Annotated in this window: 11 protein-coding genes; 7 read left to right on the top strand and 4 right to left on the bottom strand. The window is 70.4% G+C overall.

Annotated features, from left to right (window positions below; translation table 11 throughout):
* Window positions 1–42 precede the first annotated feature (42 nt).
* Window positions 43–1332 (bottom strand): hypothetical protein, encoded by a 1290-nt coding sequence (locus tag ACFQ7Q_RS24460; RefSeq protein WP_383558740.1) that lies wholly within the window; start codon window positions 1330–1332, stop codon window positions 43–45.
* A gap of 303 nt (window positions 1333–1635) precedes the next feature.
* On the opposite strand from ACFQ7Q_RS24460, the gene ACFQ7Q_RS24455 reads away from it, so the two are divergent.
* From ACFQ7Q_RS24455 to ACFQ7Q_RS24430, 6 genes are all read left to right on the top strand, one after another.
* Window positions 1636–3963 (top strand): bifunctional SulP family inorganic anion transporter/carbonic anhydrase, encoded by a 2328-nt coding sequence (locus ACFQ7Q_RS24455; RefSeq protein ID WP_383558738.1) that lies wholly within the window; start codon window positions 1636–1638, stop codon window positions 3961–3963.
* A 136-nt stretch (window positions 3964–4099) separates the two neighbouring features.
* Entirely contained in the window at window positions 4100–6112 is a 2013-nt protein-coding gene (gene acs / locus ACFQ7Q_RS24450) for an acetate--CoA ligase (protein ID WP_383558737.1), read from the top strand.
* Between the two features lie 211 nt (window positions 6113–6323).
* Window positions 6324–7721, top strand: coding sequence for a Na+/H+ antiporter NhaA (gene nhaA / locus ACFQ7Q_RS24445; protein ID WP_383558735.1), 1398 nt, complete (start codon window positions 6324–6326; stop codon window positions 7719–7721).
* Window positions 7722–7758: 37 nt separating this feature from the next.
* The gene (locus tag ACFQ7Q_RS24440; protein WP_383558733.1) at window positions 7759–8256 is read left to right on the top strand and encodes a phage holin family protein; all 498 of its coding nucleotides are present in this window, start codon (window positions 7759–7761) and stop codon (window positions 8254–8256) included.
* Window positions 8253–9188 (top strand): alpha/beta fold hydrolase, encoded by a 936-nt coding sequence (locus ACFQ7Q_RS24435; RefSeq protein ID WP_383558732.1) that lies wholly within the window; start codon window positions 8253–8255, stop codon window positions 9186–9188. Before ACFQ7Q_RS24440 ends, ACFQ7Q_RS24435 begins: the two co-directional genes overlap by 4 nt.
* 100 nt (window positions 9189–9288) lie before the next feature.
* Entirely contained in the window at window positions 9289–9477 is a 189-nt protein-coding gene (locus tag ACFQ7Q_RS24430) for a hypothetical protein (protein ID WP_329118948.1), read from the top strand.
* 27 nt (window positions 9478–9504) lie between these two features.
* On the opposite strand, the gene ACFQ7Q_RS24425 is transcribed toward ACFQ7Q_RS24430, so the two are convergent.
* The 3 genes from ACFQ7Q_RS24425 to nth form a co-directional block, all read right to left on the bottom strand.
* Window positions 9505–10704, bottom strand: coding sequence for a MarP family serine protease (locus ACFQ7Q_RS24425; RefSeq protein ID WP_383558730.1), 1200 nt, complete (start codon window positions 10702–10704; stop codon window positions 9505–9507).
* Window positions 10705–10757: 53 nt separating this feature from the next.
* Window positions 10758–11483 carry an NUDIX hydrolase gene (locus ACFQ7Q_RS24420; RefSeq protein WP_383558728.1) on the bottom strand — a complete coding sequence of 242 codons (726 nt, stop codon included), beginning with the start codon at window positions 11481–11483 and terminating at the stop codon, window positions 10758–10760.
* 105 nt (window positions 11484–11588) lie between these two features.
* Entirely contained in the window at window positions 11589–12599 is a 1011-nt protein-coding gene (nth, locus tag ACFQ7Q_RS24415) for an endonuclease III (RefSeq protein ID WP_383558726.1), read from the bottom strand.
* A gap of 184 nt (window positions 12600–12783) precedes the next feature.
* Between nth and ACFQ7Q_RS24410 the strand changes: the two genes are divergently transcribed.
* Window positions 12784–13458, top strand: a complete 675-nt coding sequence (locus tag ACFQ7Q_RS24410; RefSeq protein ID WP_015034542.1) for a Crp/Fnr family transcriptional regulator — start codon at window positions 12784–12786, stop codon at window positions 13456–13458.
* Window positions 13459–13507 lie beyond the last annotated feature (49 nt).

Here is a 13507-nt window from a genome sequence, read left to right as displayed (position 1 = left end):
GCCCAGCCGAGGCACCGACAGCGCGGCCGGCCGTCGCAGGCGTCAGGGGCGTTCGAGCTGCTTGAGCGCCGGCGAGGACGACGTCAGGGGGCGGGAGGCCAGGAAGGTCTCCCAGCCGCCCTTCGGGGCCTCGCCGACCTTCAGGGTCCGCATCTTCGCGATCACCGCCGGGTCCTGGGCGTCCAGCCAGTCCGCGAGCTGACGGAAGGACACGCACTTCACGTCCTTCTGGACGCAGACCGTGGCGATGGTCTCCTCGACGGCGCGCATGTACGTGCCGCCGTTCCAGGACTCGAAGTGGTTGCCGATGATCACCGGAGCCCGGTTGCCGTGGTACGACCGGTTGAACGCCTGCACGAGGCCGTCACGCATCTGGTCGCCCCAGTACTCGTGCATGGACGGGTCGCCCTGGGTCTTGGCACCCGACTGGTTGACCATGAAGTTGTAGTCCATGGAGAGCGTCTGGAACGCGCGGCCGGGCACCGGGACCAGGTGCATCGACAGGTCCCACAGACCGTGGTCCTTCTCGGGCCAGATCTGGTCGTTGACGCCGCTGGTGTCGTAGCGGAAGCCCAGCTCGGACGCGGCCTTGACGAAGTTCTCGCGGCCCTCCAGGCACGGGGTGCGGGCGCCGACCAGCTCCTTGTCGTAGTCGAAGGGGAGCGGCTGCTCGGCGGTCAGTCCGGCGTTCGTCTTCCAGTTCTTCACGAAGGACTTGGCCTGCCGGATCTCGCTCTTCCAGTCCTCGACGGACCATTTGCCGACACCGGCCTCCGGCCCGCAGAAGTGGCCGTTGAAGTGCGTGCCGACCTCGTTGCCCTCCTGCCAGGCGCCGCGCAGTTCGCGGACCGTGGCGCGGATGCCCTCGGTGTCGTTGAAGCCGATCTCCGAGCTGCCGGCGTTGTGCTGCGGCGGGTCGTAGAGCTCGCGCTTCTCCTCGGGCAGCAGATAGACGCCACTGAGGAAGTACGTCATCGTCGCGTCGTACTTCTTGCCCACCTCACGGAAGTGGGAGAAGAGCTTCTGGCTGTCCTCGCCCGCGCCGTCCCACGAGAAGACCACGAACTGCGGGGGCTGTTCGCCCGGCTTCAGCCTCTTCCAGACCGGCTGGTTCGGCTGGATGCCGGTGAAGGCGGTGGAGCCGTCGCCGATCATGCGCACCGCGTTCTGCGGGGCCGCGGCGGGACGTTCCTTCGCCCCCGGCGCGCCCTGACTCGAAGCCGGCTTGCCCGAGTCCGAGCAACCGGCGAGTCCTGTGATCATCGCGGCGGCGAGAGCGCCGACGGCGAGCGTCCTGGTGCGGGCAGTGGTCCTTCTCCCGGCGGCTGTCATCCGCCCACCTCTCCTCGGGTTCGATGCGAGCGGCGTCAACGTCGCACCACGACCGCCGGAAAGATGAAACGACAAGCTGAACTCTGATGACTAATCACCGGAACCGGTGAATCATTGCCCCGTTTGCCCCGAAAATAGTGCCGCAGTCTTTACTCTGCATTACGGTCCGTTTACTGAGTGTTGATACTCGCGATGAGGATCCGCACTCGGAATCCCGCCGCTGCATGCCGTGACCCACGGCCGCGAGCCCACGTTCGTCCCGCACGAGCCGCGACCGCGCCGCCCCGGAGGAGACGGGAACCAATGACCGTATTCACACCCATCCGCCGTACGCCCACCCACCGACCGCACAGCCCGCCCCCCGGCGGGCGCCACTTCCCTATCGCGGGCGTCGACGTGTCCGCATCGATCTCCGTCTTCCTGATCGCGCTGCCGCTCTCCCTCGGCATCGCGCTCGCCACCGGAGCCCCGCTCCAGGCCGGCCTCGTGGCCGCCGCCGTCGGCGGCATCGTCGCCGGCCGGATCGGCGGGGCGCCACTCCAGGTCAGCGGCCCCGCCGCGGGCCTCACGGTGGTCACCGCCGAGCTGATCCAGCGGTACGGATGGCGCACCACCTGCGCCATCACCGTCCTCGCCGGATTCGCCCAACTCGGCCTCGCCGCCCTGCGAGTGGCCCGCTCCGCCCTCGCGGTCTCCCCCGCGATCGTGCACGGGATGCTCGCCGGCATCGGTGTGACCATCGCGCTCGCCCAGATCCACATCGTCCTCGGCGGGACCCCGCAGAGCTCCGCCGTGGACAACGTCCTCGGGCTGCCCGCCCAGATGGCCCACCTCCATCCGGCCGCACTGTTGATCAGCGCCCTGACGGTCGCCGTCCTGCTGCTCTGGCCCCGGCTGCCCGGGCGCGCCGGCCGGTTCGTACGGAGGATCCCCGGGGCGCTCGTCGCCGTGGCCGCGGCGACCGCCCTCGCGGCGCTCGCCGGGCTCGCCGTCCCCCGCGTCGACCTGCCCTCCTGGAGCAGCCACGCCCTGCCCGGGCTGCCGGAAGGACCGGTCCTCGGCATCGCGGCCGGCGTCCTCACCATCACGCTGGTCACCAGCGTGCAGTCGCTGCTCTCCGCCGTCGCCGTCGACAAGCTGGTGGCCGCCCGCGCCGACCACGGGTTCAGCGTGCCCCGCTCCCGTCTCGACCGGGAACTGGCGGGCCAGGGAGCGGCCAACGTCGTCTCCGGCGCGCTCGGCGGGCTGCCGGTGGCGGGCGTCGCGGTGCGCAGCGTCGCCAATGTCTCCGCGGGCGCCGTGAGCCGGAACTCCACGATGCTGCACGGCCTGTGGATCGTGCTGGCCGCGCTGTTCCTCGTTCCCGCCCTCGACCTGATTCCGCTGGCCGCGCTCGCCGCGCTCGTGATGGTGGTCGGCTTCCAGATGGTGAGCATCACCCACATCCGCAGCGTCACCCGGCACCGCGAGGTCCTCGTGTACGCGGTGACACTGAGCGGTGTCGTGCTCGTCGGCATCCTGGAGGGCGTCGCGCTCGGGATCGCGGTGGCCGTCGCGGTGGCGATGCACCGCCTCGCAAAGACCCGCATCACCCGCGAGGAGCACGTCGGCCGCCACCTGGTGCGCGTCCGCGGACAGTTGACCTTCCTCGCCGTACCCCGGCTGAGCCGGGCCCTGCACCAACTACCCCCGGGAGGCCGAGTGGTCGTCGAACTGGACGGATCCTTCATGGACCACGCCGCGTACGAGACGTTGCACGACTGGCAGACGGGCTATGTGCGGCACGGTGGCACGGTGGAGATCACCGGCCCCTCCGGCGCCCGGATCACCGAACCGACCTCCGAGTCCCACGCCTGCTGCCGTCCCTGGACGCCCTGGCGCAACCATCACTGCGGCCAGCACCCGCCGGCCGACGAGAAGCGCCGCGCGACCGGGCATCAGCTGGCTAGCGGCATCGGGAAGTTCCAGCGCAACACGGCGCCGCTGGTGCGCGACGAGCTGGCGCGCCTCGCGCGCGAGGGCCAGAGCCCTTCCCAGCTCTTCCTCACCTGCGCCGACTCCCGCCTCGTGACCAGCATGATCACTTCCAGCGGCCCGGGCGACCTCTTCACCGTACGGAACGTGGGCAATCTCGTTCCGCTGCCCGGCGTGGAGTACGGGGACGACTCGGTGGCGGCGGCGATCGAGTACGCGGTGGAGATCCTGCGGGTGCAGTCGATCACCGTCTGCGGGCACTCCGGCTGCGGCGCGATGCAGGCCCTGCTCGGCAGCACGCCCGACGATCCGCCGACTCCGTTGCGGCGCTGGCTGCGGCACGGACTGCCCAGTCTGGAGCGGATGGCGAGTCGCAGACACGCCTGGGCGCGGATCTCCGGGAGGCTGCCGGCGGACGCGGTCGAGCAGCTCTGTCTGACCAACGTGGTCCAGCAGTTGGAGCATCTGCGGTCGTACGACTCGGTGGCGCGGCGGCTCGCCGACGGGACGCTCACGCTGCACGGGATGTACTTCCACGTGGGTGAGGCCCAGGCGTATCTGCTGGCCGGACCGGACGAGCAGCACCGCTACGACGACGTCTTCGACCAGGTCCCGCCGACCATGATCGCGGAGCGGGCGGAAGCCCGCGCGTCCTGAACCTTCCCGTCCGTGCGTCCGTGAGACTGTGTGGCCCCTTCTTCCCACCGCTCGGGAGGGAGGGGCCACCGCACGCCCGTCACTCACAGGTCTAAACCAATTCCCTGGAGACTCTTGTCACCCGGGCATCTGACTGATGAGCTATGACACGGGATACATAGGCACATGGGACGCCCTGGGAAAGGGAGATGTCGTGAGCAACGAAAGCCTGGCCAACCTGCTCAAGGAAGAGCGGAGGTTCGCGCCACCGGCCGAGCTGGCCGCGCACGCCAACGTGACGGCGGAGGCGTACGAGCAGGCCGAGGCGGACAGGCTTGGCTTCTGGGCCGAGCAGGCGAAGCGGCTCACCTGGGCCACCGAGCCGACCGAGACCCTCGACTGGTCGAACCCGCCGTTCGCCAAGTGGTTCGCCGACGGCACGCTCAACGTGGCGTACAACTGCGTCGACCGGCACGTCGAGGCCGGGAACGGCGACCGGGTCGCCATCCACTTCGAGGGAGAGCCCGGCGACAGCCGCGCCATCACCTACGCCGAGCTCAAGGACGAGGTCTCCCGGGCCGCCAACGCCCTGACCGAGCTGGGCGTCACCAAGGGCGACCGGGTGGCGATCTACCTCCCGATGATCCCCGAGGCCGTCGTCTCGATGCTGGCCTGCGCCCGCATCGGCGCCGCGCACTCCGTGGTCTTCGGCGGCTTCTCCGCCGACGCCATCGCCACCCGCATCGAGGACGCCGACGCCAAGCTGGTGATCACCGCCGACGGCGGTTACCGCCGCGGCAAGCCCAGCGCCCTCAAGCCCGCCGTGGACGAGGCCCTCGGCCGCGTCGACCGGGTGAGCAAGGTCCTCGTCGTACGCCGCACGGGCCAGGACGTCGCGTGGACCGAGGGCCGGGACGTGTGGTGGCACGACGTCGTCGCCGGCCAGTCCGCCGAGCACGCCCCCGAGGCGTTCGAGGCCGAGCACCCGCTCTTCATCCTGTACACCTCCGGTACGACGGGTAAGCCCAAGGGCATCCTGCACACCTCCGGCGGCTACCTCACCCAGGCGGCCTACACCCACAACGCCGTCTTCGACCTCAAGCCCGAGACCGACGTCTACTGGTGCACCGCCGACATCGGCTGGGTGACGGGCCACTCGTACATCACCTACGGACCGCTGGCCAACGGCGCGACGCAGGTCATGTACGAGGGCACCCCGGACACCCCGCACCAGGGCCGCTTCTGGGAGATCGTCCAGAAGTACGGCGTCACGATCCTCTACACGGCGCCGACCGCGATCCGCACGTTCATGAAGTGGGGCGACGACATCCCCGCGAAGTTCGACCTGTCGTCGCTGCGGGTCCTCGGCTCGGTCGGCGAGCCGATCAACCCCGAGGCGTGGATCTGGTACCGCGAGCACATCGGCGCCGGCCGGACCCCGATCGTGGACACCTGGTGGCAGACCGAGACCGGCGCGATGATGATCTCGCCGCTGCCGGGCGTCACCGAGACCAAGCCGGGCTCGGCCCAGCGCGCGCTCCCGGGCATCTCCGCCACCGTCGTCGACGACGAGGCGAACGAGGTGCCGAACGGGGGCGGCGGCTACCTGGTCCTGACCGAGCCGTGGCCGTCGATGCTGCGCACCATCTGGGGTGACGACCAGCGGTTCCTCGACACGTACTGGTCGCGCTTCGAGGGCAAGTACTTCGCCGGCGACGGCGCGAAGAAGGACGAGGACGGCGACATCTGGCTGCTCGGCCGGGTCGACGACGTCATGCTCGTCTCCGGCCACAACATCTCCACCACCGAGGTCGAGTCCGCCCTCGTCTCGCACCCGGCCGTCGCCGAGGCGGCGGTGGTCGGCGCGGCCGACGAGACGACCGGCCAGGCGATCGTCGCCTTCGTGATCCTGCGGGGTACGGCCAGCGAGGACGAGGGGCTCGTCGCGGAGCTGCGCAACCACGTCGGCACGACGCTCGGCCCGATCGCGAAGCCGAAGCGCGTGCTGCCGGTGGCGGAGCTGCCGAAGACGCGGTCCGGGAAGATCATGCGGCGACTGCTGCGGGACGTGGCGGAGAACCGGGAGCTGGGAGACGTCACCACGCTGACGGACTCGTCCGTCATGGACCTCATCCAGACGAAGCTGCCCGCGGCCTCCAGCGAGGACTGACACTTCACGGCTCGTTCGGGCGCCCACTCCAGGTCATCTGGGGTGGGCGCCTTCGTTCATACCCACCTAAAGTGACGATCACCGGACACATTCCCAGCTTGTTAGGTAAAGTAAAGACCGCGTCAGAGACGCGACAGAAAAGCCTAGGTGCGCCGGGAAGTCTGGTCGGCATGTGCTTCGCCCTGCCCAAACCGACCGGAGGTCGCACACCGTGCCCGCGCCCACCCCCACCCGCCGGACCTTCCTCGGACGCCTGTCACTGCCCGAGCGGCAGTACGTCGCCGACGCCCTGCGCGCCGAGACCGTCGGTGGTGTGCTCCTGCTGGTGGCCGCCGTCGTCGCCCTCGTCTGGGCGAACACGCCCCTCAGCGACAGCTACGCGACCGTACGGGACTTCCACATAGGCCCCGCCGCCCTCGGGCTCGACCTCTCCATCCAGCACTGGGCGGCCGACGGCCTCCTCGCGGTCTTCTTCTTCGTCGCCGGCATCGAGCTCAAGCGCGAGCTCGTCGCGGGCGAACTGCGCGACCCCAAGGCCGCCGCGCTCCCCGTGATCGCCGCGATCTGCGGCATGGCCGTGCCCGCGCTCGTCTACGCCCTGACCAATGCCATCGGCGGCGGCTCGATGGACGGCTGGGCCGTGCCGACCGCGACGGACATCGCCTTCGCCCTCGCGGTCCTCGCCGTCATCGGCACCTCGCTGCCCTCCGCGCTCCGGGCCTTCCTGCTCACGCTCGCCGTCGTCGACGACCTCTTGGCGATCCTGATCATCGCGATCTTCTTCACCAGCGACCTGAACTTCGCCGCGCTCGGCGGCGCCGTCGCCGGCCTCGCCGTCTTCTGGCTGCTCCTGCGCACGGGTGTCCGCGGCTGGTACGTCTACGTCCCGCTCGCCCTGGTGATCTGGGGCCTGATGTACAACAGCGGTGTCCACGCCACGATCGCGGGCGTCGCGATGGGCCTGATGCTGCGCTGCACCAGGCGCGAGGGCGAGGAGCACTCGCCCGGCGAGCACATCGAGCACCTGGTCCGGCCGTTCTCCGCCGGGATCGCCGTCCCCCTCTTCGCGCTGTTCTCGGCCGGTGTCAGCGTCACCGGCGGGGCGATCGGCGCGGTCTTCACCCAGCCGATCACCCTCGGTGTCGTGCTCGGCCTGGTCGTCGGCAAGACGATCGGCATCTTCGGCGGCACCTGGCTGGCCGCCCGCTTCACCAGGGCGGAGCTCAACAAGGACCTGGCCTGGGGTGACGTCTTCGCCGTCGCCTCGCTCGCCGGCATCGGCTTCACCGTCTCGTTGCTCATCGCCGAGCTGGCCTTCGAGGGCGACGCGGCCCTGACCGGCGAGGTCAAGACGGCCGTCCTGATCGGCTCGGGGATCGCGGCCGTGCTCGCGACCGTCCTGCTCAAGCTGCGGGTACGGACGTACCAGGCCCTGCTGGCGGACGAGGAACGCGACGAGGACGAGGACGGCATCCCCGACGTGTACGAGCAGGACAATCCGGAATACCACCTTCGGATGGCCGAGATCTACGAGAAGAAGGCCGCGGAGCACCGCAAGCGCGCCCAACTGGCGGGGGCATCGCGCGATGGCGGCGACAGTCCGGCATGATCTGAGGTCGGACCGTAGAAGAGAAGAGGGAGCAGCGATGAGCGACCCGGTCAACGGAACCGAGCGCAGCCTCGGTCAGCTGGTCGCCTCGGCGACCGCCGAGATGTCCGCGCTGGTGCACGACGAGATCGCCCTGGCCAAGGCGGAGATCCGACAGGACGTCAAGCGCGGCGCCATCGGTGGCGCGGCCGGCGTGGCGGCGGCGACGGTGCTCCTGTTCTCGCTGCCGATGCTGAGCTTCGCGCTCGCCTACGGCATCAACACCTGGACCGGCGGCCACAACGGCGAGGGCGGCTGGAACCTGGCCTGGTGCTTCCTGCTCTCCTTCGCGGCGAACGTGCTGCTGGCGGGGCTGCTCGGGCTGCTCGCGTACGCCAAGTTCAAGAAGGTCAAGCCGCCGGAGAAGTCCATCGCCTCGGCCAAGCAGACCGCCGCGGTGCTCCAGAACGCCAAGCCGCACCCCCGCCCCGTTCGGCCGGCTCTTCCGGCCGCGGTCCAGGACAAGGCCGCCGCTGTGGGACGCTCGTCTGCATGACCGTCCCTGAGAGCAGCAACGGCAGCGGCAGTCCCGTACGGATCGACGGCCCCTGGACCCATCGCGACGTGGCCGCCAATGGCGCGCGCTTCCACATCGCCGAGATGGGCGACGGGCCGCTCGTGCTGCTGCTGCACGGCTTCCCGCAGTTCTGGTGGACCTGGCGCCATCAGCTGCCTGCTCTCGCCGACGCGGGCTTCCGGGCCGTGGCGATGGACCTGCGGGGCGTGGGCGGCAGCGACCGTACGCCCCGGGGTTACGACCCCGCCAACCTGGCCCTCGACATCACCGGCGTCGTCCGCTCCCTCGGCGAGCCGGACGCGGCGCTGGTCGGCCACGACCTGGGCGGCTATCTCGCCTGGACCGCGGCCGTCATGCGGCCGAAGCTGGTCCGCCGGCTCGCGGTCTCCTCGATGCCGCACCCCCGCCGCTGGCGGTCGGCGATGCTCTCCGACTTCTCGCAGTCGCGTGCCGGTTCGTACGTATGGGGCTTCCAGCGCCCGTGGCTGCCGGAGCGTCAGCTCGTCGCGGACGAGGGGGCCCTGGTGGGGAAGCTCATCGAGGACTGGTCGGGTCCCGGGCTGCCGGACGAGGACGCGATCGCGGTGTACCGGCGGGCGATGTGCATCCCGTCGACCGCGCACTGCTCGATCGAGCCGTACCGGTGGATGGTGCGCTCCCTTGCACGGCCGGACGGAATCCAGTTCAACCGGCGTATGAAGCGCCCGGTGCGGGTACCCACCTTGCACCTTCACGGCTCGATGGACCCGGCGATGCGCACGCGCAGCGCGGCGGGCTCCGGCGAGTACGTGGAGGCGCCGTACCGCTGGCGACTCTTCGACGGTCTGGGGCACTTCCCGCACGAGGAGGACCCCGTGGCGTTCTCCACGGAGCTCATCAACTGGCTCAAGGACCCCGAGCCCGACCGCTGATCGGACTCCCGTTCCACGAACGGCCATGTGCCCGAGACATACTCCAATTGGCGGGCCCCCGGGCGGTTACCGACCTTGGGCCACGGGCAGACGTCGGGGTATGGGCTGGACGCACGACTACGGTGACACAGCACGCAACCGCCGCTCGACCGCTGGGTCGAGCTCCCGCGAAAGGGGTGGCCCGCAGGAGCAGGGACGCTCGCATCCCGTGCAGGGGATGGGGATCCCGCGCATCCTGCGCCGCCGGGCCCGCTGGGTCTCGGCCAGGCTCAGGCATACCCGGGACTGACCGCGACCGTCCGTTCGGCTGGAGCGCCTAGAGCGCGCACCCCTGGCTGTCCACCTGCTGGTTGGCCGCGCGGCCCTGGACGATGTCGTCCTGGATCTCGTCGACCGTCAGTGCGTAGCCGGTGTTCGCGTCGTCGAGCGAGCGGGCGAAGATCACGCCGGAGACCTTGCCGTCGGCGGTCAGGAGCGGGCCTCCGGAGTTGCCCTGACGGACCGTCGCGTACAGGGAGTAGACATCCCTGCGGACCTCGCCGCGGTGGTAGATGTCCGGGCCCTTGGCGTTGATGCGGCCCCGGACGCGCGCCGAACGCACGTCGTACGAGCCGTTCTCGGGGAAGCCCGCGACGATCGCGTTGTCGCCGCTGCGGGCGTCCGCTTCGGTGAACTGCAGGGGCTCGGCGTCGAGATCCGGGACGTCCAGGACGGCGATGTCGCGCGCCCAGTCGTAGAGGACGACCTTCGCGTCGTACAGCTTGCCCTCGCCGCCGATCTGGACCGTCGGCTCGTCGACGCCTCCGACGACATGGGCGTTGGTCATCACGCGGCGGTCGGAGAAGACGAATCCGGTGCCTTCGAGGACCTTGCCGCAGCTCGGCGCCGTACCGACGACCTTGACGATGGAGCGCTGGGCGCGGGCCGCGACCGGGCTGCCGGCGAGCGCCGGGTCCGGGGGCCGGACCTCCGTGATGGTCTCGTTGGCGAACGGGCTGAAGACCTGCGGGAAGCCGTTCTGGGCGAGGGTGGAGGTGAAGTTCGTGAACCAGCTGGACACCTGATGGGGAATCACCCGCTCGACTCCGAGGAGCACCTTGGAGTCGCGCACCTCCTTGCCCACCGTCGGCATCGAGGTCTGGCCGATGATGGAGCCGAGCAGCCAGGCGACCAGGAGCATCGCGACGACGTTGACCAGCGCGCCGCCGGTGGCGTCCAGGGCGCGCGCCGGTGACCAGGTGATGTGCCGGCGCAGCTTGTTCCCGAGGTGCGTGGTGAAGGCCTGGCCGACCGAGGCGCAGACGATCACCACGATCACGAAGACGACCGTCGCCGTGGTGGAGACCTCGGACTTGTTCGTCAGCCAGTCCCAGACGACCGGGAGCAGCAGAACGGCGACGAGGCCGCCGCCGAGGAAGCCGATGACCGACAGGATGCCGACCACGAAACCCTGGCGGTAGCCGATGATCGCGAACCACACGGCGGCGAGCAGCAGCAGGATGTCCAGCACGTTCACCGTCAATAGCCTCGCAGATTCGTCCTCGGTCGCCCGGCCCGGAGGTCAGCCTGTCATGAGCGCCAGTCGAGCGGGACCTTCTTGGTCCGGTCCCACGGTCGCTCCCAGCCCGCGTAGTGGAGCAGCCGGTCGATCACTCCGGCGGTAAAACCCCAGACCAGAGCGGATGCGACCAGGAACCCGGGGCCCTCGTGGCCGCTGGGGTGGACGGTCGTCGCGCGGTTGGAGGGGTCCGTGAGATCCGCCACGGGGACGGTGAAGACCCGGGCGGTCTCGGCGGGGTCGACCACACCGACCGGGGTGGGGGTGCGCCACCAGCCGAGGACGGGGGTGACGACGAAGCCGCTGACCGGGATGTAGAGCTGGGGCAGCACGCCGAAGAGCTGGACGCCGGAGGGGTCGAGCCCGGTCTCCTCCTCGGCCTCGCGCAGCGCCGCCCGCAGGAGGCCGCCGTCGGCCAGGGCGCCGTCCTCGGGGTCGAGGGCGCCACCGGGGAAGGAGGGCTGGCCGGCGTGCGAGCGCAGGGAGCCCGAGCGCTCCATGAGCAGCAGCTCGGGGCCGCGCTCGCCCTCGCCGAAGAGAATGAGGACCGCGGACTGACGGCCGGCGCCGCTCGCGGGCGGCAGGAAGCGGCTGAGCTGCTCGGGCTGGACTCCGCGCGCGGCGCGGTCGACGGGGGCGAGCCAGTCCGGCAGGCCGTCCCGGCTGAGCAGGCCGCCGGTCCCGACACCGTGGGTCGTCTCCCCGGTGCGGGCTTCGGTCTCTTCAGTGCGCGTCATAGGCACCCCCGTGGTTCACAACGCGATCGGTGTGTGGGTTCGTTCCCTCATGGATCGGATCCTTGGGTGCCCCGGGCTCCGCTCGGACCGCTCCACCCGCTGGCCTCACTCGGCTCCCGGGGCGACGCCGGGGGCGGGTGCGGCCGGGCGGCCCGGATAGTCCGGGGGCGGATTGAGGCGCTGGCCGGGGAAGCCGCCCTTCTCGTACTTCAGGAGCTTCCGCGCCTTCTCCGGGTCGGTCTCGCCCTCTCCGTACGCCGGGCAGAGCGGGGCGATCGGGCAGGCGCCGCAGGCGGGCTTGCGGGCGTGGCAGATCCGGCGGCCGTGGAAGATCACCCGGTGCGAGAGCATGGTCCACTCGCTCTTCGGGAAGATCTCGGCCACCTCCGCCTCGATCTTGACCGGGTCGTCGCTCTCGGTCCACTTCCAGCGGCGGGCGAGGCGCATGAAGTGGGTGTCGACGGTGATGCCCGGCACGCCGAAGGCGTTGCCGAGGACGACGAAGGCGGTCTTGCGGCCCACTCCGGGCAGTTTCACGAGGTCGTCGAGGCGGCCGGGGACCTCGCCCCCGAAGTCGTCCCGGAGGGCCGTGGCGAGGCCCATGATCGACTTGGTCTTGGCGCGGAAGAAGCCGGTCGGCCGGATCAGCTCCTCGACCTCCTCGGGGACGGCGGCGGCCAGGTCCTCGGGCGTCGGGTACGCCGCGAAGAGCGCGGGGGTGGTCTGGTTGACCCGCAGGTCGGTGGTCTGGGCGGAGAGGACCGTGGCGACGAGCAGCTCGAAGGGGTTCCGGAAGTCCAGCTCGGGGTGGGCGTACGGGAAGACCTCGGCCAGCTCTCGGTTGATCTTCCGGGCCCGACGGACCATGCCGAGCCGGGATTCCGCTTTCGCCGCTCTCGGGGCGGCCTTCGGCGTCTTCGCGGCGGCTTTCGTCGTCTTCGCGGCGGCCTTCTCCGCGGGCTTCGCCGTCTTCGAGGCGGCCTTGGAGGTCGCCTTCACTGGGCGTTTTGTCACTTTCGCCCGTTTCGGCGCACCCTGTTCGCCCACAGCGGAATTACCCTTGGCGGACACTCTTCCAGCCCCCTTGGCCTGCGCTCTCACCGGCGAGTTGGACACTCGGCCAGCCTAAGGGCCACCACCGACATCCGCCCTGGGCACGACCGATCACGACCCAATCGGGGCCCTGACGTACGGAGGAGTGGTTCGGTACGTCAAACTTGTTGTGATTGATCGCACTGTTTTGTGCGTCCGGCATCATGGGATCAAGGTCCCCTGAGCAGGTCGACATAGGAGAGAACTCGTGGACGACGTTCTGCGGCGCGCCCCGCTCTTTGCGGCGCTCGATGACGAGCAGGCCGCGGAGCTGCGCGCCTCGATGAGTGAAGCGACGCTCGCCCGTGGCGACGCGCTCTTCCACGAGGGCGACCCCGGCGACCGCCTGTACGTGGTGACCGAGGGCAAGGTGAAGCTCCACCGCACCTCGCCCGACGGCCGGGAGAACATGCTGGCGGTCCTCGGCCCCGGCGAGCTGATCGGCGAGCTGTCCCTCTTCGACCCGGGCCCGCGCACCGCCACGGCGACCGCGCTGACCGAGGTCAAGCTGCTGGGCCTGGGCCACGGCGACCTCCAGCCCTGGCTGAACGCCCGCCCCGAGGTGGCCACCGCGCTGCTGCGCGCCGTCGCCCGCCGACTGCGCAAGACCAACGACCAGATGTCCGACCTGGTCTTCTCCGACGTGCCCGGCCGTGTCGCCCGCGCGCTCCTCGACCTGTCGCGCCGCTTCGGCGTGCAGTCCGAGGAGGGCATCCACGTCGTCCACGACCTCACCCAGGAGGAGCTGGCCCAGCTGGTCGGCGCCTCCCGCGAGACGGTCAACAAGGCCCTGGCGGACTTCGCCCAGCGCGGCTGGCTGCGCCTGGAGGCCCGCGCCGTGATCCTGCTGGACGTGGAGCGCCTCGCGAAGCGCTCGCGGTAAGCACCCCCGTACGTACGAAGGAAGGCCGCCCGGTCGTGGACCCGGCGGC

It is taken from the genome of Streptomyces sp. NPDC056527 (genome assembly GCF_042794475.1).
Classification (GTDB): Bacteria; Actinomycetota; Actinomycetes; order Streptomycetales; family Streptomycetaceae; genus Streptomyces.
Note: the sequence above shows the minus strand (reverse complement) of the source record. Positions and strands in the feature narration are given on the sequence as shown.